Annotated in this window: 21 protein-coding genes; 16 read left to right on the top strand and 5 right to left on the bottom strand. The window is 32.0% G+C overall.

Features of this window, described 5'->3' with window-relative positions:
- Window position 1 precedes the first annotated feature (1 nt).
- The 12 genes from CJ190_RS05590 (at window position 2) to CJ190_RS05535 (ending at window position 13,958) form a co-directional block, all read left to right on the top strand.
- Window positions 2-1,186 (top strand): glycosyltransferase family 4 protein, encoded by a 1,185-nt coding sequence (locus CJ190_RS05590; RefSeq protein ID WP_070597975.1) that lies wholly within the window; start codon window positions 2-4, stop codon window positions 1,184-1,186.
- Between the two features lie 91 nt (window positions 1,187-1,277).
- Window positions 1,278-2,348, top strand: a complete 1,071-nt coding sequence (locus CJ190_RS05585; RefSeq protein WP_101562109.1) for an IS30 family transposase — start codon at window positions 1,278-1,280, stop codon at window positions 2,346-2,348.
- 281 nt (window positions 2,349-2,629) lie between these two features.
- The gene (locus tag CJ190_RS05580; RefSeq protein WP_064293497.1) at window positions 2,630-3,679 is read left to right on the top strand and encodes a polysaccharide biosynthesis protein; all 1,050 of its coding nucleotides are present in this window, start codon (window positions 2,630-2,632) and stop codon (window positions 3,677-3,679) included.
- 1 nt (window position 3,680) lies between these two features.
- Window positions 3,681-4,793 (top strand): polysaccharide biosynthesis C-terminal domain-containing protein, encoded by a 1,113-nt coding sequence (locus CJ190_RS05575; protein WP_064293498.1) that lies wholly within the window; start codon window positions 3,681-3,683, stop codon window positions 4,791-4,793.
- Entirely contained in the window at window positions 4,793-5,920 is a 1,128-nt protein-coding gene (gene wecB, locus CJ190_RS05570; RefSeq protein WP_070598424.1) for a non-hydrolyzing UDP-N-acetylglucosamine 2-epimerase, read from the top strand. Before CJ190_RS05575 ends, wecB begins: the two co-directional genes overlap by 1 nt.
- A complete protein-coding gene (locus CJ190_RS05565; RefSeq protein WP_064293499.1) occupies window positions 5,920-7,098 on the top strand; it encodes a glycosyltransferase in 1,179 nt (392 codons plus the stop codon). The genes wecB and CJ190_RS05565 overlap by 1 nt, the downstream gene beginning before the upstream one ends.
- A 29-nt stretch (window positions 7,099-7,127) precedes the next feature.
- Window positions 7,128-8,420: an O-antigen polymerase gene (locus CJ190_RS05560; protein WP_083307119.1), complete on the top strand. Its 1,293-nt coding sequence runs from the start codon at window positions 7,128-7,130 to the stop codon at window positions 8,418-8,420.
- The gene (locus CJ190_RS05555) at window positions 8,417-9,595 is read left to right on the top strand and encodes a glycosyltransferase (RefSeq protein ID WP_070598426.1); all 1,179 of its coding nucleotides are present in this window, start codon (window positions 8,417-8,419) and stop codon (window positions 9,593-9,595) included. Before CJ190_RS05560 ends, CJ190_RS05555 begins: the two co-directional genes overlap by 4 nt.
- Window positions 9,588-10,826 (top strand): lipopolysaccharide biosynthesis protein, encoded by a 1,239-nt coding sequence (locus CJ190_RS05550; protein ID WP_070598428.1) that lies wholly within the window; start codon window positions 9,588-9,590, stop codon window positions 10,824-10,826. Before CJ190_RS05555 ends, CJ190_RS05550 begins: the two co-directional genes overlap by 8 nt.
- 96 nt (window positions 10,827-10,922) lie before the next feature.
- Window positions 10,923-11,756, top strand: a complete 834-nt coding sequence (locus CJ190_RS05545) for an RNA-directed DNA polymerase (protein WP_083307120.1) — start codon at window positions 10,923-10,925, stop codon at window positions 11,754-11,756.
- 122 nt (window positions 11,757-11,878) lie between these two features.
- Entirely contained in the window at window positions 11,879-12,727 is an 849-nt protein-coding gene (locus tag CJ190_RS05540) for a hypothetical protein (protein WP_143739149.1), read from the top strand.
- Window positions 12,728-12,791: 64 nt separating this feature from the next.
- Window positions 12,792-13,958 (top strand): nucleotide sugar dehydrogenase, encoded by a 1,167-nt coding sequence (locus tag CJ190_RS05535; protein WP_070598430.1) that lies wholly within the window; start codon window positions 12,792-12,794, stop codon window positions 13,956-13,958.
- A gap of 123 nt (window positions 13,959-14,081) precedes the next feature.
- Here the strand turns inward: CJ190_RS05535 and CJ190_RS05530 are convergent, their stop codons facing one another.
- The 3 genes from CJ190_RS05530 to CJ190_RS05520 form a co-directional block, all read right to left on the bottom strand.
- Window positions 14,082-14,414, bottom strand: coding sequence for a type II toxin-antitoxin system PemK/MazF family toxin (locus CJ190_RS05530; protein WP_064293476.1), 333 nt, complete (start codon window positions 14,412-14,414; stop codon window positions 14,082-14,084).
- Window positions 14,408-14,653 (bottom strand): AbrB/MazE/SpoVT family DNA-binding domain-containing protein, encoded by a 246-nt coding sequence (locus CJ190_RS05525; RefSeq protein ID WP_064293475.1) that lies wholly within the window; start codon window positions 14,651-14,653, stop codon window positions 14,408-14,410. The genes CJ190_RS05530 and CJ190_RS05525 overlap by 7 nt, the downstream gene beginning before the upstream one ends.
- Window positions 14,654-15,523: 870 nt before the next feature.
- A complete protein-coding gene (locus tag CJ190_RS05520; RefSeq protein ID WP_082888722.1) occupies window positions 15,524-16,594 on the bottom strand; it encodes an IS30 family transposase in 1,071 nt (356 codons plus the stop codon).
- 118 nt (window positions 16,595-16,712) lie between these two features.
- On the opposite strand from CJ190_RS05520, the gene CJ190_RS05515 reads away from it, so the two are divergent.
- The 3 genes from CJ190_RS05515 (at window position 16,713) to CJ190_RS05505 (ending at window position 19,180) form a co-directional block, all read left to right on the top strand.
- Window positions 16,713-17,372: a hypothetical protein gene (locus CJ190_RS05515; protein ID WP_101562114.1), complete on the top strand. Its 660-nt coding sequence runs from the start codon at window positions 16,713-16,715 to the stop codon at window positions 17,370-17,372.
- Window positions 17,373-17,594: 222 nt separating this feature from the next.
- Window positions 17,595-18,542, top strand: a complete 948-nt coding sequence (locus tag CJ190_RS05510) for a HEPN domain-containing protein (protein WP_064293064.1) — start codon at window positions 17,595-17,597, stop codon at window positions 18,540-18,542.
- Window positions 18,543-18,967: 425 nt separating this feature from the next.
- Window positions 18,968-19,180 (top strand): hypothetical protein, encoded by a 213-nt coding sequence (locus CJ190_RS05505; RefSeq protein WP_064293066.1) that lies wholly within the window; start codon window positions 18,968-18,970, stop codon window positions 19,178-19,180.
- Here the strand turns inward: CJ190_RS05505 and CJ190_RS05500 are convergent.
- Window positions 19,155-19,754: a TIR domain-containing protein gene (locus CJ190_RS05500; protein WP_064293063.1), complete on the bottom strand. Its 600-nt coding sequence runs from the start codon at window positions 19,752-19,754 to the stop codon at window positions 19,155-19,157. The two genes, CJ190_RS05505 and CJ190_RS05500, sit on opposite strands and share 26 nt — an antisense overlap.
- A gap of 4 nt (window positions 19,755-19,758) precedes the next feature.
- A complete protein-coding gene (locus CJ190_RS05495) occupies window positions 19,759-20,187 on the bottom strand; it encodes a DUF4231 domain-containing protein (RefSeq protein WP_064293062.1) in 429 nt (142 codons plus the stop codon).
- A 299-nt stretch (window positions 20,188-20,486) separates the two neighbouring features.
- On the opposite strand from CJ190_RS05495, the gene CJ190_RS05490 reads away from it, so the two are divergent.
- Complete coding sequence (locus CJ190_RS05490) at window positions 20,487-22,976, top strand: CRISPR-associated helicase/endonuclease Cas3 (RefSeq protein ID WP_064293061.1); 2,490 nt, start codon at window positions 20,487-20,489, stop codon at window positions 22,974-22,976.
- The last annotated feature ends 17 nt before the right edge of the window (window positions 22,977-22,993 follow it).

Raw genomic sequence — 22,993 nt, 5'->3', positions numbered from 1 at the left:
TATGGTAAAAAAGATACTAATAATTAGTCAGTACTTTTATCCTGAAGATTTTAGAATTAATGATATTGCTATAGAGCTCGCTAACAGGGGATATGAAGTGAAGGTATTAACAGGGATTCCTAACTATCCCGAGGGGAGATTTTATGAAGGGTATAATTATCGATCGAAACGAATAGAGCATTACCGGGGGGTCGAAATCATAAGAATACCTTTAATTTCCCGTGGAAAATCCTCTGTAAGGCTAGCATTAAATTATATGTCCTTCATAGCATCAGGATATCACTTTGTTCGCACAACGAATCTTAAACCTGACGTAATTTTTACATACGAGGTCAGTCCTATGACTCAAGCACTTATCGGACCTTGGTTAGCTAAGCGATTACAGGTTAAATCTTTCTTATACGTATTAGACTTATGGCCTGAAAATTTAGAAGTGGCAGCAGGAATACGAAACCCTTCAATTATTAATGCTGTTAAAAAAATGGTGACTTATATTTATAGGAATACTGATGTAATCATGGCTTCATCAAAAAGCTTTGTAAAGTCTATTCAGAATGATTATGATATTGATTCAAATAAGGTTAGATATTGGCCTCAATACGCTGAAGAAATTTACTATGCCTTGGATAAACCTAAAGATAAGTATGAATGGGTTAAAAATAACAATAAATTTACCATAGGATTTGCAGGAAATATTGGCTATGCACAGGGACTTCAAATTCTACCAAAAGTAGCTAGTGAATTAAAAAAAGAAGAAGAACAAGTTCTTTTTGTCATAGTGGGAGATGGACGAGCTAAAGAAGATTTATTGAATAGTATTTCCAAGTTAGGTGTTGAAGAATATTTTCAATTTATAGATCGTCAACCTTCCAATATGATATCTGATATTTTAGCTGAGGTAGATATTGCCTTTCTAAGTTTCGATCAACATCCTATTTATAGCAAAACCATTCCAGCAAAACTGCAAACTTATATGGCTTGTGGTAAACCTCTATTAGTAAGTGCTAGTGGAGAGGTTGAAGAGATAGTTCAGGAAAGTCAGTCAGGGTTAACCTGTCAGGCAGGAGAGTATAAGAAACTCACCCTATTAATAAAAGAATTTATTAATATGGATAAAAAAGAATTAAAAGAGATGTCAATAAATTCACGCAAGTATTTTGAAAAATATTTTTCTGGTAAATTGTAAAATGAAGTGCATAGAGAAAAGGACGACAAAAAACCAGTGATGCTCTATACTTAAAAGCGTCTAAACCCAAGTAAAGGAGCACTCACTGGCTATGAAACATTCTAACACGAAACCTAGATCATATACACACCTTTCTGCAGAAAAACGCGGAATTATCCAAGCAATGCACCAAGAAGGACATAAACAGAAAGAGATTGCTGACGCCGTTGGCGTCAATCAATGCACCATATCTCGTGAACTAAAACGTGGAAAAACACGTCAAATGAACTATGATCATACCTACGTTGATGTCTATCTTGCAGAAACTGGCTCGCGTGTTTATAAAGATAATCGGTCAAATTCTAAAGCCAGAGGCGCTTTGTATGGAAAATCTAACTTCATTAAAGCCTTTGAGGAAGCCTTACTGACACCTAAAGAAGACCGTATTTTCAGTGTTGATACGTTTATTCATGATTACCGCAGAAAACACCCTTTAGAAAGAGTTCCTTGCACCAAAACCATGTATAAATATATCAATCTTGGTTTATTAAATGTGAGGAATATTGATCTTCCTATGAAAACAAGGATTCGTCCAAGAAAACAACCTAGTGAACCGCGTGGGACGAATAAAAAGGTATTTGGAAAAAGCATTGATCAGCGATGCCCAGACGTCCTTTCAAGAGAAGAATTTGGTCACTGGGAGCTTGACCTCGTGATAGGAAAGAAGACTAAAGGAGAGCCATGTCTTATTACTCTAGTTGAACGGAAAACGCGAAAATTCCTCACCAAGAAGACTTGGAAGTGGGATGCAGATTCCATTGTAAAATCGGTTAAAAAGGTGATTCTTAAAGAGGGTCAAGCGTGTTTTAAAACCTTAACGACCGATAACGGCAGTGAATTTTCTAAACTATCTCAGCTTGAGTATGCTCTGAAGGATTTGGAAGTCTTTTTCGCCCATGCCTATTCAGCTTGGGAAAAAGGCAGTAATGAGAGACATAATCGCATGTTAAGAGAATTCTTGCCCAAAGGGACAAGCTTTAAAAAGCTGACATACCAGGAACTCGCACACTATACGAATACAATAAATAATCGCTTTAGAAAGGTCTTAGATTATCAAACCCCTAACGACTGTTATAACCTAGAAGTTGCGAAACTTCAGGAAACGCTTAAAGAAGCAGGCTAAAGTGCTTAACAAAGCATAGAGATTCAGTGTGGGCCAGTCAAGGTCCGCTTCGCTCTCCACCTTGACAGCCCCACCCTGAATCTCTAAATGATAATCAAGCACTTTAAGCTAGAGAAAAACGGGCCAAGAATTATTGACTTTATCAGCTTTTTAGTTATTTGGCATGACACTGGGATTTTTTAAAATAAATATGCACTTGATATTGCAATTTACCAAAATATTTTTCTAAAGAATTGCTCATGGATCAATTCGAAAAATTAATTAATGAAAGGTAGAATAATATGTCAATATTTAAAGATAAAACCTTATTAATTACAGGTGGCACTGGCTCATTTGGTAATGCTGTTCTAGATCAATTTCTAAAGAGTGATTTAAAAGAAATCCGCATATTTTCCCGTGATGAGTTAAAGCAAGATAATATGCGCCACAAGTACCAACAAATTGCTCCTGAATTTAGTGATAAATTAAAATTTTATATTGGTGATGTGCGTGATATAAACAGTATTAGACCTGCCGTTAGAGATGTAGACTATATTTTCCATGCTGCGGCTCTAAAACAAGTTCCTTCATGTGAATTTTTCCCTATTGAAGCTGTTAAAACCAATATCTTAGGTACTGAAAATCTTTTAACGGCAGCGATTGATGCTGGGGTTAAGAAGGTTATTTGTTTATCAACTGATAAGGCTGCTTATCCTATTAATGCAATGGGAATGTCTAAATCATTGATGGAAAAGGTAATTGTCGCAAAATCTAAAACAGTAGATCCAGAAGACACTATGATTTGTTGTACACGCTATGGAAATGTCGTAGCTTCTCGTGGTTCTGTTGTTCCACTCTTTATTGACCAAATGAAAAAAGGAAAGACTTTAACTGTCACTGATCCACTAATGACACGTTTTATTATGACTTTAGAAGAAGCGGTAGAACTTGTTCTTTACGCTTTTGAAAACGCTGAATCTGGTGACATTATGGTTCAAAAGGCACCAGCATCAACGATCGGTGATTTAATGGAAGCGACTAGACAACTCTTTAATCCTGATGCTCCTAGCCAAATTATTGGTATTCGTCACGGTGAAAAAATGTATGAAACCCTCTTAACTAATGAAGAGTGCGCTCATGCTGTTGATATGGGGAATTTCTATCGGGTACCAGCCGATAAACGTGATTTAAACTATGATAAATACTTCAAAGAGGGCGATGAAGATCGTAACCTTTTAGAGGAGTTTAATTCAAATAACACTACTTTAATGACTGTCGATGAAGTGAAAGAAAAGCTACTAACCGTTCCACTTATCCAAGAGGAATTACGCAAATGGAAGGAAGAAAGATAGAATGAAAGTGTTAGTAACTGGTGCTAAGGGATTTATTGGGCGAAACTTAGTTGCTCGGCTCAACTATATGGACAATATAGAAATCCTAGAGTACGGTTCTGAGTCTTCTCTAAAAGATTTAGATTTTTATACTAAAGAAGCTGACTTTATTTTTCATTTAGCAGGCGTTAATCGCACAACAAATGAAGAAAATTTTAAAAGGGGAAATGCCGATCTGACTCAGACTTTACTAGACTTACTGGTTAAAAATGAGAATACAGTGCCTGTTTTAGTGACAAGCTCTATCCAGGCTGATAGAGATAATGCTTATGGACTTAGTAAGAAGCAAGCGGAGGACTATGTGTTTTCCTATGAAAAAAATACTAATACTAACGTTTTTGTTTACCGTCTTTCTAATGTTTTTGGAAAATGGTCACGCCCTAACTACAATACAGTGATTGCTACCTTTTGCCATAATATTGCTAGAGATTTGCCCATTCAAGTCAATGACCCAAATACGGTCCTTGATCTTATTTATATCGATGATCTTGTCGATGAGTTTATACGTGCTATGCATGGTAAGGGACATTCCGATGGAAAGTATTATAAAGTGCCGATTACTTATCCAAGAACTTTGGGCGAAATAGTAAAATTACTGGAAAATTTTAAAGACTACCGTGATAATCGCGTACTACCAAACTTAGCTGATGACTTTACTGATAAACTTTATGCTACGTATCTCAATTTCTTACCTGAAAGTGATTTTTCCTATCCATTGATTATGCATGAGGATCCCCGTGGCTCTTTTACGGAGTTTTTAAAGTCACCTTATGCGGGTCAAGTTTCTATCAATGTCTCTAAGCCAGGGATCACTAGAGGAGATCATTGGCACAATACTAAAAACGAAAAATTTCTAGTGGTCTCGGGAAAAGGTGTAGTAAAGTTTAGAAAATTAAATGATAGTGAAGTCATTGAATACCCTGTTTCTGGAGATAAATTAGAAGTCGTTGATATTCCTACAGGATATGCTCATTCTATTGTTAATACTGGAGAGACTGATCTGGTAACAGTTATGTGGGTAAATGAGATGTATGATCCATATAATCCAGATACTTATCCATTGGAGGTTGAATAATGCAAAAATTAAAAGTGATGACAGTAGTTGGAACACGTCCAGAAATTATTCGTTTATCTGCTGTAATTCAACAATTAGAAAACTCAGATGCAATCGAGCATGTTCTTGTCCATACAGGTCAAAATTATGATTATGAATTAAATGAAGTTTTCTTTGAAGACTTTGGCCTTAGAAAACCTGACTATTTCCTCAATGCAGCAGGTAGTTCACCAATGGCCACTGTGGGACAAATTCTAGCTAATATTGAGCCTATCCTGAATGATGAAGCACCTGATGCTTTCTTAGTTCTAGGGGATACTAACTCTTGTTTGTGTGCTATTGCAGCAAAACGCCACCATGTTCCTATTTTCCATATGGAAGCGGGTAACCGTTGCTTTGACCAACGTGTGCCAGAAGAAACTAATCGAAAAATTGTTGACCACATATCAGATATTAATCTAACCTATTCAGATATTGCTAGGGAATATCTCTTAGCAGAAGGTTTACATGCTGATCAAGTTATTAAGACAGGAAGCCCAATGTTTGAGGTGCTTCATAATAAGTTGGATGAGATTCAAAAATCCGAAAGTTACCAAAAATTGAACTTAGAAAAAGGAAAATATTTTGTGGTATCAGCCCATCGTGATGAAAATATTTCTTCAGAAAGAAACTTCTTAAATTTAGTTGATTCTCTCAACGCAGTGGCTGAGCACTATCAATTACCAGTTATTGTTTCAACTCACCCAAGAACACGAAAAATGATTGAAGAAAAAGGTGTTAAGTTTAACGACCTTATTCGTCTCATGAAGCCAATGGGATTTATTGATTATAATAATCTTCAATTAAATGCTAAAGCAGTTCTTAGCGACAGCGGAACAATCTCTGAAGAGTCTTCCATCTTAGGTTTCAGAGCTCTCAATCTACGTGAAGCTCACGAGAGACCAGAAGCAATGGAAGAAGCCGCAGTGATGATGGTTGGATTAAATAAGGAACGTATTCTACAAGGGCTAGCTATCTTAGAAACACAGGAGCAAGGCACCCTAAGACAGGTTGCTGATTATTCAATGCCAAATGTCTCAGATAAGGTATTGAGAATTATTGTTTCTTATACAGATTATGTAAATCGTGTGGTGTGGAGTAATTATTAATGCGAATTCTTCAAATAAATTCAGTATATAAATTTGGTTCTACTGGCAGAATTGTACATAATATTCATAAATATTTACTCGAAAAAGGTCACGAAAGTTATGTTATTTATGGTAGAGGAAAAAAATATAAAGACAAGAATGTTTTTAAAATAGGTTCAATAGCCTCTCAGTTTATCGACTTTCTTTTTACTAGAACAATGAATAAGCATGGAGAATTTAATATATTTTTTACAAAGCTAATTATTAAAAAAATTATTGAAATCAATCCTGATATTATTCATTTACATAATATACATGGATATTATGTAAATTATAAGATGCTTTTTACATTTTTAAAAAATAGTAAGATTCAAGTCGTATGGCTTTTTCATGATAAATGGGCTTTATCAGGGAGTTCTGCTATTTATGATGAGAAAAAAATAAATTGGGAACATCCTGATAAAAAACTATTAAAATTAATTAGTCATAACTATCCTAAATATATATATATTAATTCACATAGTGCGTTAGGAAATTATAAAAAGAAAAAGTATATATTTGATATACCAAATCTTACGATAGTTGTTCCTTCTAAGTGGCTATTAAATATCGTAAAAAATTCATTTTTATCAAATAAGAATATATTTTTAATTTACAATGGATTAGATCTCAGCCAATTCTATCCACGTAGTTACACTTTCTCCAAAAAATTTAAAATTATTGCGGTTTCAAATTATTGGAATGAAAGTAAGGGGCTGTTTTTTATAAATAAATTAGCAGATATTTTGGATAATATGTATTCGATTAAATTAATTGGAGATGCTGATAAAAATAAAATAAACCCTAATATAAAGTATTATGGAAGGGTGGAGAATGTGGATGAATTAGCAAAATTATATTCAGAAGCAGACATTTTAATAAACCCAACACTAGAAGATAATTTCCCTTCTGTAAATATAGAAGCTCAAGCGTGTGGAACACCAGTAATTACCTTCAATACTGGTGGAGCAGGCGAATCGATTATTAAAGGGACTGGCAAAGTAATTAAAAAAGGTAATTTTAATGAATTAATAAGAGCTATTTCTAGATGCCCTAAAAAAAATAAAAATATTATTTCTAAATGTAGAAATAATGCTTTAAATTATAGTGTAAAGCATATGGTAGAGACATATTTGGAGTTATATAACTCACTTACATAAAAATAGATTAGTTAGATTGGAGTATAAATATGTTTTTTAAACTAAGAAAACATTTTTCGTTATTACTGTATGCTATATTTATTTTGTATATGCTGATCTCTCCTTTAAACCCTTCATTTAATATAATTAATGCTTTTTTATCATTTTTTTTAAGTATATTATTTATTTTAAAATTTAAATCGGATAAATTATTATTTATAATGGGCATTTTCATTTCGTATTGCATTTATAGTATTTTCGTAGGAGAATTTCTATTTCCAGAATTATTAACTGTTCCAATGAATCAAGTAAAAACGGTTGAAATTTATGGTGCTACAATAAATACTCTTTTAATTTTTATTACAACTATTCTTATTTTTGTAAATAAAAATAAGAAGAAAGCCATTAATAATAAAAAAAATGAAACTGTCTATAATAGCCCTATAATACAGCTAATTTTTTTCATAGCACTAATGTTAATTGGAATATTTGGAGTGAACAGGACACGAGCTGATTTTTATAATGTTCAAATTTCGTCATTATATGAATATTCATATTTATTTTTTATAATTTTATATTTTTTTACAAACTCTAGGGTCATTCGTTATTTGATAAATTTTCTTTTGATTTTGTTTATATTGCAAGATTATTATTATGGGGGAAGAATTACTTCTTTACAACTTTTTATAGTTTTTTTCTATTTTAATATGATTCAAAAGATAAAAACTAAAAATATTTTTTCTTTTGCTATTTTAGGTATTTTTATAAATAGCTTGGTTGGTGCCTATAGAATTAATTATTCTTTGACCAGTGAGAGTATTATAAAAATATTTAAAAAGATGATAAATAATATGTTTGTGTTTGACACTTCTACTTATTCTTTTTATGCTTCTGCAACGCATGTAGCCGCGGTTAATTATGGAAATATAAATTTAGAATATCGTATAGATTCCTTATTTAAATTTATAAAATCTATATTTTTCGGAGGTTCAAACGATATAGGAAATGTAACAAGATTTGTATCTGACCATTATTTTCAGAATATTGGAGGGGGAATTTTTCCTAGCCATTTTTATTTTTGGCTAGGTATATTAGGAGTTGTTCTAGGTAGTTTTGTTGTTGTTTTAATGATGAATAAATTTAGAAGAAAAGATAATATATATTTTAACTTAGCTTATTTAGTACTAATTGTAAGTTCTCCAAGATGGTTTCTCTATAATCCATTAATCTTATTTAGAAGTCAATTTTTATTTTTTATCTTATTCTCATTTTCACTATTAATCAGAGGTTTATTTGTTAAAAGAATAAATAAAAAGCGATCAGGAAAGGAGGAGTTTAGTTGAAAATCGTTCATTTATGTTTGTGCGGTCCTATGACAGATGGTTTGACTTATCAAGAAAATTTACTAACAAAATTCCATAAAGAATTAGGACACGAAGTAAGTATAGTTGCTTCTCGATATATGTATGAGAAGGGGAAAGTTAGTATAGATAATAGGAATAGATACTACAATAGCGATGGTGTTAAAGTTATCAGATTGGATAATAAATTTAACACAAATATAAATTCGAAACTAAAAATATACAAAGGCTTATATAACTCTGTTGACCAAGAAAATCCAGATTTAATATTTGTTCATGGTGTCCAATTTTTAGATATTCTAACTATAAAAAGATATATAAAAAATAATCCTAGAGTAAAACTTATAATAGATAATCATGCTGATTTCTCGAATAGTGCTACAAATTTTATATCGAAGTTTATTTTGCATAAAATATTGTGGAAGTTTATGGCTAAATTAATTAGTCCTTATACAGTAAAATTTTTAGGAGTACTACCTGCTCGAGTAGAGTTTTTACAAAAATTATATTCTATTCCTGAAAATAAAACTGAATTACTTTTGATGGGAGCAGATGATAATTTAGTCATTAAATATAGTTCTTCGAAAGTAAGAGATAATATAAGAAAGAAATTAGGAATATCTCTAAACGACTTTGTAATTATCACTGGGGGGAAAATTGATAAAGCAAAACAACAAGTATTGACTTTAATGAAAGCAGTAAATGATCTTAATAATAAAGATGTAAAATTAATCATATTTGGATCAATTGATAGCGATATTGAAGATAAGTTTTTCAAATTGGCCAATAATGTATCAATTATAAACGTAGGTTGGGTTAATGAAGAAGATAGTTATCAATTATTCTCTATTTCAGATTTAGCTGTATTTCCAGGAAGACATTCTGTGTATTGGGAGCAGGTAGCTGGTATAGGAAAACCAATGATTGTTAAGTATTGGAAAGGAACAACGCACATTGATTTAGGTAGAAATGTACTTTACCTTAAAGATGATAGCCTTGTTGAGATGAAGAAGGTTTTAGCTAAGGTAATAAATAATGATGAAATCTACAGTGATATGTTAACTAGTGCAACGTCTAATGAGTCAAAAAAATTTTTGTATTCTAATATTGCTGTTCAGAGTTTAAAGTATTGTAAATCTGAGGTTAATAATGAATAATTTAATAAAAATAATTTATTATCGGTTAATGATATTATTTTCACAGTCAAAATTTTTTTTGGTTGATTCTAGTTTAAATATTCTTGCATCTCTACTCTTAACTGCAAGTACTCAATTATTTATTTACCCCTTACTTAGTAGATATTATGACGCGTATGAATATGGAACTATATTGACTTCAATGGGGCTAATAAACGCTATAGGTGTCACATTAGGTAGTACTATAAATAATACGCGTTTGTTGGCCCAAAAAAAATATGAAAAAAAACAACTGTTAGGTGATTTTAATAATATTTTTTATGCATCGTCATTATTAATTTTTCTTTTCTCATTTATTCTATATGTTTTTAATAAGAATTCAATATGGATAGGTATTTTAATATTTTTTACATCCTTTAGGTCTTACTTTACAGTTGAATATAGAATAATTATTAACTATAAAAAAACTTTAATAAACAATTTTGTGACTTGCATTGGATATTTGTTGGGAATAATTTGGCTTATATATTTGAAAAATTGGTATTTAATTTTTCTAACAGGAGAGATATTTTCTGCTGTTTATTTACTTTGTTCCACAAGCATTATACGAGATCCTTTAAGAAAAACTATTTATTTTAAAGATACAATTAAATCTTATTTATTTTATTTAACTGCAAATTCTTTAGCAAATTTCATGCTATATATGGATAGATTTTTAATTTTTCCAATCCTCGGTTCTCAAATAGTTTCTGTATATACGGCTGCCTCTTTCTTAGGAAAGACTGCTGGAATAGTAATGGGACCTATCAGTGGTGTATTGCTCTCATATTATTCCAAAGAAGATTATATTGATAAACGGGCTTTCTGGAAACGCCTAGTTATTTTTTCAATTATAGCCTTTGCTTTTTTTATAATGATTGTCACAATTGGTTATCCTGTAACATATATGTTGTATCCAACTCTTTTTGGTAAGGCTAAGCAATATTTTGTAATTGCGAATTTGGGCGTGATTATTCTTATTTTGGGTAATACTGTACAGCCAACTTTATTGAGGTTTTGTCATCCCCGGTGGTCTTTAGTAATTCAAGTTATATATTTAATTTTTTATTTGTTATTTGCTACATTACTATCGCAAAAGCATGGCCTTTTTGGATTTTGCTTGGGGGTCTTATTAGCAAATATACTTCGTTTGATTATTATGGTTCTTATAATAAATCATTCTATAAGTCAAACCAGAAGGGAAAACTACTAAATATATAGGTTAGTGTTTCTGAGCATTAAAATATCTTGTGCTTTTTTATAAAATTTTCTAATTGCTACTGTAATTAACATAGTTAGGTGATTCTTTATGTTGAATTATTCATACGAAAGAATATTAGATTTAGATTTCTTAGTTCGATATGGATATTATGACTTTGAAATAAAAAAAGAGACTGATGTAGATGATATTTTAGAATATGCGTATTCTCCTACTGTATATGAAAAAATATTTAATATGAATGATTTAGCTGAAATAATTAAAGAAGATAAAGAAGTAATAAAAAAGTTCTTAAAAATTAGTAATGTTCCTGTAACTGAACCAATTTATTTTTCAATTCCCAAAAATGAATCTAGTAGACGTTTGTATAAATTACCTAATATATATAACTATCTCATATTGGCTAATTACATAAATGATAATAAAAAAGTATTAATATTTACTTTCGAAAATAATCAATACTCTACTTCAAAATATTTTAATCAGTTTGATATTAAGTATAAAATTACTCAAAAAATCAAGAAAAATTTGCTCATGAATGGGAAAAAACGTTTTTATTTAGATTTAGCAAATTTTTATCATACTTTATATACTCACAGTATTCCTTGGGTAGTGAACGGTAAGGAAATAGCAAAACAAAATAAAAAGGGCGGATTTGCAAATAATATTGACTACCTTATTCAGCAAAGTCAATATGGAGATTCATATGGAATTCCAGTTGGAAATTTATTGAGTAGAATCATTACTGAATATTATATGTGCCATATTGATTCAATTTTGGAATCCAAGTATGTTTATGCCCGTTACGTTGATGATATTGTTTTTCCTTTTAACTATGAAGAAGAACGTTTAAAATTTTTTAGGGATTTTAGGGACTTATGTGATAAATTTAATTTACATATCAATGATAAAAAACTAAAATAAAAGAATTTCCATTTAGTAATGAAATGGACAAGCAAGCAATCTTTTCATATTTTGATTCGATATCAAAGCATAGTTATAATTCTACTTGGGTTGATAGAATTTCAAATTTTATAGATTTTTGTATGGATGAAGAATCAAAAGGAAATAAGGGAGCAATTAAGTGTATATATAGTACAGTAACTATTCAACTAAAAAAATTAAATGATAAAAAGATTACATTAATTCTAACTGAAAGAGATGAATTCTCAGAATTTTGTATATTTGAGGAGCTTTTAGACTTATCTTTTAATGATTCAAAATTAGTTAATAAATTTATTGAATTTACAGAAAACATCATATGCTTGGGAGTGTCTAAAATAAGGTTGGACGAAATAGTACACGGATACTTTCAAAAATATCATAAAAAAATTTATGAGCATATTAAGCATTATCATGAGCATCAGGAAAATCAAGAACTCTACCAATATTTATTGTATTGTGTTTTCTTTAATGAAGAATCTCTTTTTTCTTCAGAAATATTATTAAATTTAATAGATTGTAAGACTGATGATTTAACTTTGGTTTTAGTTTTTATTTTAATATATCGTCAGAATAATACTGACATACTTATTGATGCACTGAATTCAATAGATCAATTATTAAATAAAACTCATAATATTTATTTTGAAAGTAAAAATAAATATAAAAACCCAGATGAAGATAAAGAAGAAACAGTAAGATTTAATGAAAAATTTTGGTTTTTAAGATATTTTATCTATTCATTAATCGACTATGAAATCATTGATATTAATGACTATTATATTAAAAAAGATATAAAAAAAGATCATAAAAAGAGATATCAATCAGAATTAAACTGGATTTATATAAAGTCTAAAACTGCTAATGATAGAACAACAAGATTTTATGATTATTTACTTTCTAATGGGGTGAAATTTGTATCTTTTGGAGATGACCTCAAATTTAAATTCTAATCTAAAATATTTGTATAAGTCGGCTTTTAAAAAATAAATAGATATGTTTATAGAAAGGATCACTATGAAAGTTACAGTCACTGGTACAGGATACGTGGGATTGTCCAATGCAATTTTATTGGCACAGCATCATCAAGTTTCAGCTATTGATATTGTTCAAGATAAGGTGGACCTCATTAATGCAGGGAAGTCACCGATTGATGACAAGGAAATTATTGATTATTTAGCTAATGCCGACTTAAATTTAAGAGCGACAACTGAATATCAAGAAGCTTATCGTAAAGCGGACTTTTCCATTATTTCAACGCCAACTAATTACGACGATGCGACCAATCATTTTGATACCTCTGCGGTTGAATCAGTGATTGAGGATATTTTAGCCAGTGGTTCTGAGGCGACAATTGTTATTAAATCTACCATTCCAGTGGGTTACACTGAAGCCATTCGTAAGAAGTATCAAACTGATCGGATCATTTTTTCTCCGGAATTTTTACGAGAAGGACGAGCACTTTATGATAACTTACATCCCAGTCGGATTGTGGTTGGTTCTCATGGTGAAGCGGGGCAGAAATTTGCGGATTTATTAGTGGAAGGGGCATTGGATGAAGATATTCCGGTTTTATTAACCCATTCCACAGAAGCCGAAGCGATCAAATTGTTTGCGAACTCCTACTTAGCTATGCGGGTATCTTTCTTCAATGAGTTAGATTCCTATGCTGAGATCAAGGGATTGAATGCGGCAGAAATTATTGATGGGATCGGTTTGGATCCACGGATTGGCTCTCACTACAACAATCCTTCCTTTGGATATGGGGGCTATTGCCTACCTAAGGACACCAAGCAGTTGTTGGCCAACTATGAAGATGTGCCGCAAAATATCATTAGCGCAATTGTTCAAGCTAACCGGACGCGTAAGGATCATATTGCTAAGCAGGTCCTCAAGCGCCAACCGCAAGTGGTGGGGATTTACCGTTTGACCATGAAGGAAGCCTCGGATAACTTCCGTCAATCTGCCATTCAAGGCGTCATGAAGCGCATCATGGCAGAAGGCGTTCCTGTGATTATCTATGAACCTGTCGCAAAGGAAGATACTTTCTACAACTGTGAAATTTACCGTGATCTCGACCAATTTAAAGCTGATGCGGATGTTATTATCGCCAACCGCTGGGATAAGGACTTAGAAGATGTGAATGATAAGGTCTATACCCGGGATATATATCATGAGAATTAGGTGGGGTGTTTGGCTACATATCCTAATTGTGCGAAAGCGTTTTACATAACTTCTATTTACTAATCTTTATACAAAGAAAACAGTAAGAGCACGATGAACTCTTACTGTTTTAGTCTGGTTAATTTATTCTTTTTCAAATAGAACTTTTACCCTAGCTAATAAATCAATGAGTATATCATCTGGAACTTGTTCGATATACTTATAGTCTCTGGCATTAAAATCGATGGTAACTAATTGATCTAATAGCACTTTTCCAGTCGTTTTTGTTTGTTCTAACTCAACATAAAATGGATATTTTCTTTTTGTATGACTAATGGGTGCAAAAATTGCAATATTTGAGTACTTAGTAACAATACCATGGCTCAAACAAATGTAGGGCCGATAGCCTTTTTGTTCATGTCCCTGTTTCGGGTCTAAATTTATCTTGATAATCGATCCCTGCTTCACTTTTACCATTTTTCATTTCCTTTTTGTTCAAATAATTGCGGCTTTTCATTAACAGGATCTCCATCATAATTTTCAAACAAGTCTTTAACCGTAAGTTCAGGAACTTCGGTTATTTTTTTTATAATCAGCTGGCCATCTTTTACCTGATAATCTAGTTTGTCGCCTTGGGATAGATTGAGTTCTTCAAGTAATTGTTTTGGAAGTCGAATAGCAGAACTATTCCCCCATTTATTAATTGTTAAAGGCATAAGAATCTCCTTTCTTAGCTACAGTAAATATACCCCGTACGGTGTATAATTATGTATATACATTGTACGGGGGATATTATAATTATTCAAATATTTTAATTAATTCTATTTTCTGAGAAGCGATAGTAATGTTGATTGACTTAGGTAGTAAATATAGTTAAAAGCATATATTTAGAGACAATTTAAAGGTTAAATTAGGAGGACGATAAAGCAAATTAACGGTGGTGACGTGGTCTAGGGACAAGGAACGGTTCGCACTATTTTATTGCCCTTATCTGATGTTTTCATAGAAGATTGCTATGTTATAATAAAGAACATAAGTTCTCACTTATAGAAAATAGCTGGAGGAGTGTGTTTTATATCGATCAACGTGAACAAGTAAATTTAATATCTAAAATTTTAATTAGTTTTGATGGGCAAACCCTTTTGAGGCTGTTATTAACTACAAATGATGGAGTCTTTAATTTATTTATACATCTTATCTGGCTTTATATATACGTTCTTCAAGTGAATTTTTAGAATTAGAGATGAATAATGATGACTTCGTTAAAAAAGTAAAGGATATTAGGAACGGGCTGAAGTTTTTCTCGGATGGCCATTCTAAAACTCGTAGAAAAGTCAAGGAAGTAGATGAAACTCAAGATAATTTTTTTGTAATGTAAATTGCAATATCAAATGCATATTTAAATTCAAAAATCCCAGTTTCATGCAAAATAGCTAAAAAGCTGATAAAGTCAATAATTCTTGGCCCATTTTCTTAGGCTTAAAGTGCTTGATTATTATTTAGAGGTTCAGGCTGGGGCTGTCAAGGTAGAGAGCGTAGCGGACCTTGACTGGCCCAGCCTGAATCTCTATGCTTTATTAAGCATTTTAGCCTGCTTCTCTAAGGGTTTCCTGAAGTTTCGCAACTTCCATGTTATAACAATCATTGGGAGTTTGATAATCTAAGATCTTTCTAAAGCGATTGTTTATGGTATTCGTGTAGTGTGCTAATTCCTGGTACGTCAGCTTTTTAAAACTTGTCCCTTTGGGCAAGTATTCTCTTAACATGCGATTATGTCTCTCATTACTGCCTTTTTCCCAAGCAGAATAGGCATGAGCGAAAAAGACTTCCAAATTCTTCAGAGCATATTCAAGATGAGATAGTTTAGAAAATTCACTACCGTTATCGGTCGTTAAGGTTTTAAAACAGGCTTGCCCCTCTTTGAGAATCATCCTTTTAATCGATTTCACAATAGAGCCTGCATCCCACCTCCAGGTCTTCTTGGTGAGAAGTTTTCTCGTTTTCCTTTCAACTAGAGTAATAATACACGGCTCTCCCTTAGTCTTCTTTCCTATCACGAGGTCAAGCTCCCAATGGCCAAATTCCTCTCTAAAAAGAACGTCTGGACATCGTTGATCAATACTCTTTCCGAATAACTTTTTATTTATCCCACGTGGCTCACTTGATTGCTTTCTCGGGCGAATCCGTGTTTTCATAGGAAGATCAATATTTTTCACTCTTAATAAACCAAGGTTGATATATTTATACATGGTTTTGGTGCAAGGAACGATTTCTAAAGGATGCTCTCTACGATACTTATGAATGAACGTATCAACACTGAAAACACGATCTTTTTTAGGCGTAAGCAAGGCTTCTTCAAAGGCTTTTATAAAAGTAGACTTTCCGAACAAAGCGCCTCTGGCCTTTGAATTTAACCGATTTTCTTTATAAACACGCGAGCCAGTCTCTGCTAAATAGACATCAATATATTGATGATCGTAGATCATTTGACGCGTTTTTCCACGTTTTAATTCACGAGATATGGTGCTTTGATTAACGCCGATGGCGTTAGCAATCTCTTTCTGTTTATGTCCTTCATGGTGCATTGCTTGAATGATTCCGCGCTTTTCTGCAGAAAGGTGTGCATATGATCTTGATTTCGTGTTAGAATGTTTCATAGCCAGTGAGTGCTCCTTTACTTGGGTTTAGACGCTTTTAAGTATAGAGCCTCACTGGTTTTTTGTCGTCCTTTTTTATGCACTTCATTTTACAACTTACCATTTTTTTGTAAGTCTAATGCGTTTTCCCATACTCAAGCGATTTAAATGGCATTATAATATAGGGTTATTTTTCGATGAAAAAGGTAATTTTATAGGAGATACACAATACGCTTCATTGTGCTTAAATATAAAATATGATCCTAAAACTTTTCAGAAAGTCTGCATTGAAATAGGATCTGGACTGAGCTCTCAAATAGCATATATAGTAGAAAATAATAGATATTTTATAGACTTTTCAGAAGCGTCTTTATTTAATAATAAAAGACCTATTTTATTTTATAAAGATTATCATACCGATAAAATGGATAATATATTCCGAACAGATTTAAGTAAAGAGCAAAATTTATTGTTACTTCATTTAGCTAGTATACTAGGGTTCACAAATAATTATCTATTGAGATATCTTAATGTCGATAATAACTGGGTATTTCGTATTCTATATGTAAATGTTCATAATGTTTTTATCGCGTTAAATAGATTTGAAGGATATTTACAGCAAAACGATAAGGATAGAATAGACCTTTCTCAATTAAATTCATTGCTAAATTATGGAAAAAAGGAAATCATCTCAACCAAATTTAGAAATTGTATGATGCACTATGGATTAATTGATAAAAATTTCAATGTAGTGACATCAAAAAATAATTTTAGTCCAGAAAAATGTGGTTTGGACTGATTGAAGAGTGTTTTAATGGCAAAAGGTATGAGGAGTATCGTCATGATTTGATTCAATACTCAAAAGGACTTGAACGATGGCTAAATTCGTTCTTTAGTTTTGGCAAGGTATGGCTAAGAAGGCTTTGAAAATTTAGTTTCGCATTTAGCTGAATAAGAGTGATGTTTAGCAGATAAAAATTAATCAATCTTGCTTTTATTTTTTAACAATAGAAGGTGTCATATGGAAAGAATTATAAAAATGAAATTACTAGTCTCTGGCTTATATCCTATTGAAGGAATTGAAATTGCTGGTTTTAAATCACATTTCGAAGATGTAGATGCGAAAAAATTACCAAAAGATTTACAAAATAATTATCTTTACTCACCGGTAGCTGTAATAAAATTAGCTTTTCAAAAAAATGGACAAGCTAGTAAAATTTTGACCTTTAATAAGCAAATTAAGATAGATGAAGAAGAAATTCCTGAAAATCTTGCAGATTTTTTAGTCATAGAATCAGAAAAACTTGAAAAGACATTAAAACTTATGACCAATATTAATATATCATTCCCGGCTGCAACGATAAAAATTTTCGACAATAATAATGGTTTTATCGATTCTAGTGCTCAATCTAAAGATCTTTTTGTTCAAAATAATTTTAATGAATTTAGTAACAGTGATATTCAACAGTTGATTAGTCGATTAAATATGGTAATTAATATTGACTATATTGAGAATTTTGGAGAGAAGAATAATAGATTTAAAAGGGCAATAAATTTTTATTTTGATTCTTATAATTTAACGCAAATTGATAATAAATTTGTATTATTGTTTTCTTCACTTGAGTCTTTGTTTAATTTAGATAAATATAAAATAAAAGAAACAATATCTAGAAGAGCTTCAAATTTGATAACCTTTTTTAACGGCTCAAAATCTGAAAAAGAGAGTATTTATGCAAATATAAAGAATCTATATAATAAAAGATCACAATATATTCATGGTAGTGAGCCTGAAATAATTACTAAAAAAGATGAAAAACATTTAAGAGAAATAGTAAGAAAAGTTTTGCTTTATTACCAAAGAATTGCTTCAGAATACCAAATTACAAGCCCCCAAAAAATATGTAAATTAATTGATGAAAATGATATAGAAATATCGGATGAATCAAAATTATTTTTAAGTTTACTCTAAAATTGCGGCATTTTTAAATTATATAAAATAGTTAAATATTAATATTTAGTTCTTTAACAGATATCCAAATTATTAGTATAAATATTCAGGAAATACTTAAAAATGACTTTTTATCTTATACGTATTTTGTCAGTTTATAAAAATTAATAAATCTAAAATATACAAATATTACAAATTGCTATTGTGATTCGAAAATCATATTTTGTTATTTTTTTGAATAGTATAAAAGAAAAATATTTAGAAATTATGATAGTATTAAGAGAAATGAAACAAAGTTAATTTTTCGAATATTAAAAGAATTAACTATGCTAGTAGTTGCCGAAAAGGGCAAGAAGTATTCTAGGGTAATATTTAATATACATGATTTATATAAGTTAAATAATAAAGAGTTGGTTGACAAAATTAAAAGAAGCAGGAGGGCTAGAATGAAAGAACGAAAAGTTTACGCTGTAAAAAAGCCAGTAAAAGTAACCGCATATCAGACTACTCAAGATAAAGTAATTAATACATTAGAGGGTAAGTTGCTTGCAAAAAAGGGAGACTGGATAGTTACTGGTGTTAACGGAGAGCAATATCCAGTTAAATCAGAGATATTTGAAAAGACATACGAAATTATTTCTTTTTTGGACGAACTTTAGTTTTCTTTGCAATAGGTTCATCGCGCTTATCAAATGCTAAATCGATATAGAAATTTGGTTTCTCTATAAAATTATCCCATTTCACTAGAACACAGTATCTATCATCAAATGACCAATGGCATTTATTGTTTGGGATAAAGTAGTTATAACTAAATTCTGTAATAGTGGTATCATCGTTCAAATTTAACATACTAATTTTTTTCCCGCATTCAGAACAAGTACGTTCCCTTATGTAAATATCATCATACATTTCAGGTAAAACAATTCCTAAAATACCATTTTTACTAGAGAGGTCAGTATCAGATAATGATGCTTGAAGTTCTTTTTTTATATAATATTGATTTTCGAATATAGAATTTTCAGCACTATATTTACCAATTAAATGCAAGGTTACAGTAGAATCTTTTAGGTAGTCCCGTCTAATTATTCTCATGACATAATCGGGATCATCTGAATTGATAGGTTCGTCTAATGATTTATCAATCATATCGATTTTAATAGTGTCATCATTCTGAAGGCGTTCTTTATATTCTAAATCTTTATATTTGAATGAAATAAAGCATTTGTGTCTCATAGGTTTAATTCTCCTTTACTTTACGATCGGTTTCCATATTTGCCCAATTGATATTTTCACTAGAAATTATACTTTCTACACGTTCAACTAAGAGTTTAAATGGTATCTTTTCATTAGAATACACCCCGGTATTCGTAAGAAACATATATTTTTCATGCTGAAGCATTTCTGAAATTTTACGATATTCCACCCAGTTATCATGGTGGCTATATAAAGCTATAATGCCTTCTGAAAATAATATTAGACCTGAAAATATAACACTAACAACTTCAAAAAATGGGCATTTTAAGGTAGTGATTATAGGAATGCCAAAACCAGACACTAGTTCTACTATTTTAAAACATTTATACCATTTTTGATGATGCTGACTTTTAGAATCATACCAATTAATTTGATCATTTAATCTTTCTTGAAAGTAGTCTTTCTCGTTAATGTAATCATCTTCTTTCTACAATAGATCTACATAAAAAATTCTAAACGCATTAATTTTGTAACGATTATATGTGCATTATAAATTCATAGGCTGATAGTAAGAGGTCTTTACTTTAAATATTATTCATAAAATAGCTAGGTAGTGTCTAAAATGACCTTACCTAGCTAATTTTCACTAAAGTGAAAATAATACAATTTCAATCCGCAGTAAATCATCGGTTGATTTACTGACATAATTACTATAACATGGAATCAGTAAAAAGAAAACTTCTGTATAATTTTGAGGGAGGAGATGATAAATTGCTAATCGCTCATAAAAATGAAGACGGAGCAGTCCAAGAGCTAACAGATCACTTGGTCAATGTGGCCGACTATTGCTATGAAGCCGGAGTCAGACTGAATTTAGGCTGGACAGCTTTTCTAGCGGGAGTTCTTCATGACGTGGGAAAGGCCGATCAAAATTTTCAAGATTATATCCAAAAAGGCAAAAAGATAAGAGTCAACCACTCCTCTGCTGGGGGCAGGATAGTCGACTATTTAAATAAAAAAGTGATGCCCAAAAATCAAACTGGCTATATTTATAGCCAAGTCCTCCAATACGTGATTTATGCCCACCATGGTCTATTTGACGCTATAGATCTCGAGAATCCGTCTACCATTAACATGGAAAAACGTTTTAACTATGATGAAGATGGAAACTATCATTTTGACAGCCAGGTCATGCCTTATTGTGAAGAATTAAGCGAAGTGACTCGAGAAAAATATGGTTATTCCCTGGAAGAGATCTATCAAAAGGGTGTAGCTGAGTTTCAAGTGCTTTGGAATCGTTTCAGGAAAATGGCTCTATCGATGATTAAAGAAGACAGTGATCAAAACTATGCGGTGAATGCTTTGCATTTCTATCTCCATTGCTTAGTCCGACTTATCTTATCCATCCTTAAAGAAGGCGATATCTATGATTCAGCCAATTGGGATCAAATAGAACTTTCTGAATATCGCTGGGATAGGCAGGAAAGGGCGGGTATTTTTAACCAAGCAGCTGATTGTGTGGAAGACCAAGCTAACTATTATGGACAATTTGCTGGGGATTCAGCTATCAATTATTGGCGGACGAACTTTTCTAATCAGCTTAAGGATCGTGCTGGTGATCCAACTGATTCAGCCTTGCAATTATCTTTACCAACTGGATCGGGTAAGACCCAAGCAGTCCTTCGTTATGCGGTTAACCGAGCCAAGACTATGGAAAAAGACCATGTTTATTACGTGACTTCCTTTTTATCTGTTCTTGAGCAAAATGCAAAAGAAATTGAAAGCGTTTTAAGTAGGTTAGAGGATGCTATTCTTGAACACCATTCTAATATCGTGGAAGAGGACGGGCAGGAAGATCAGCAGAGTCAGAGATACCGTCAACAACAATACCTTATTGATTCTTGGCAGGCGCCTTTTGTTTTAACCACTATGGTTCAGTTCTTTCAGACCATGTTTAAGGGCAAGGCTAGTCAAATTAGACGCTTTCACCAGTTAGCCCAATCAGTCATTATTTTAGACGAAGTTCAAAGCTTACCTATTAAGGTCCTTTATCCTTTTAATTTAATGATGAATTTTCTAACTGAGGTAATGGGAACAACGGTGATCTTATGCACTGCGACCCAGCCGCTCCTGGCGGACAAGTCTTTAGATTATCCTTTACAGTTTCAAGATTCGTCTCCTAATCTGGTTCCCTTGCATCCTGAAGCGGAGGAATCATTTCAACGGATTGAAGCTCTTAATTATATTGATCAGACTAGTAAGCAGAGGCTTTCAACTGATCAATTAGTAGCCTTTATAAAAGAAGATGCTGAGGAATTCCAAAGTATTCTTCTTGTTTTAAATACCAAATCCGCGGTTAATACTTTGGTCCAAGCCCTAGAAGAGTATTTTGAGGCTGATTCACTTTATTATTTAACCACTAATATGTGTGCTAAGCACCGTTTAAATCAAATCGAAAAGATTAAAAAGCAGATGCAAACATCTCACGATCAACCCATCATTGTGGTCAGCACCCAACTGATCGAAGCAGGGGTAGACTTGGATTTCAATGTTGTTTATCGTTCCCTGGCAGGTATCGATTCCCTGGTCCAAGCGGCCGGGCGTTGCAATCGCAATGGTCATTTGGATAAGGGACTGTTTAAACTAATTGATTATGCCGAAGAAGATTTAACTTACTTAAAGGAAATAAAAGCCAGTCAGGAAGCTGCTGGAAAGGTTCTACGCCAAGAGGGGATTAACCAACTTGGGCAGAGTTTTTCCTTAGAGTCCTTGGTAGCATCTTATTATCGGAACTTATATAAAAATCCACCTGAAGATATGAATTATACTCTCGAGATGAAGTGGCCGCTTAAAGATCAAAACGTCATCGACTTATTAGCTTGGAACAACTATGTGCGCAAGAAAAGTAAAAAATCGGATAAATATATGATTGCCCAGGCTTTCAATACGGTCGCTAAAAAATTTAATCTTATTGAGCAAGAGACGATTTCAGTGATTGTTCCTTATCATAACCGCGACTTGCTGGATCAAATGCGGCAAGCCATTGACGATTATGACTTCAAGCATCTAAAGCGGCTACTAAAATGCCTCCAACCCTATACTATCCAAGTTCACTATTCAGGAAAGCTTCAAGGCAAGGTTGAGGAATATTTGGACGGCAAAATCCTAGTCCTATTAGAAGAATATTATGCTTCTGATGAGAGTGGTGATGCCTTAGAAATTGGTTTGAAGGATGAGGGAATGGAGAGTTTTATCTTATAAACTAATTAAGTATTTTA

The sequence above is a fragment of the Aerococcus loyolae genome (assembly GCF_002871915.2).
Lineage (GTDB): Bacteria > Bacillota > Bacilli > Lactobacillales > Aerococcaceae > Aerococcus > Aerococcus loyolae.
The sequence above is the reverse complement of the archived record's forward strand: the minus strand, read 5'-3'. Positions and strand labels throughout refer to the sequence as shown.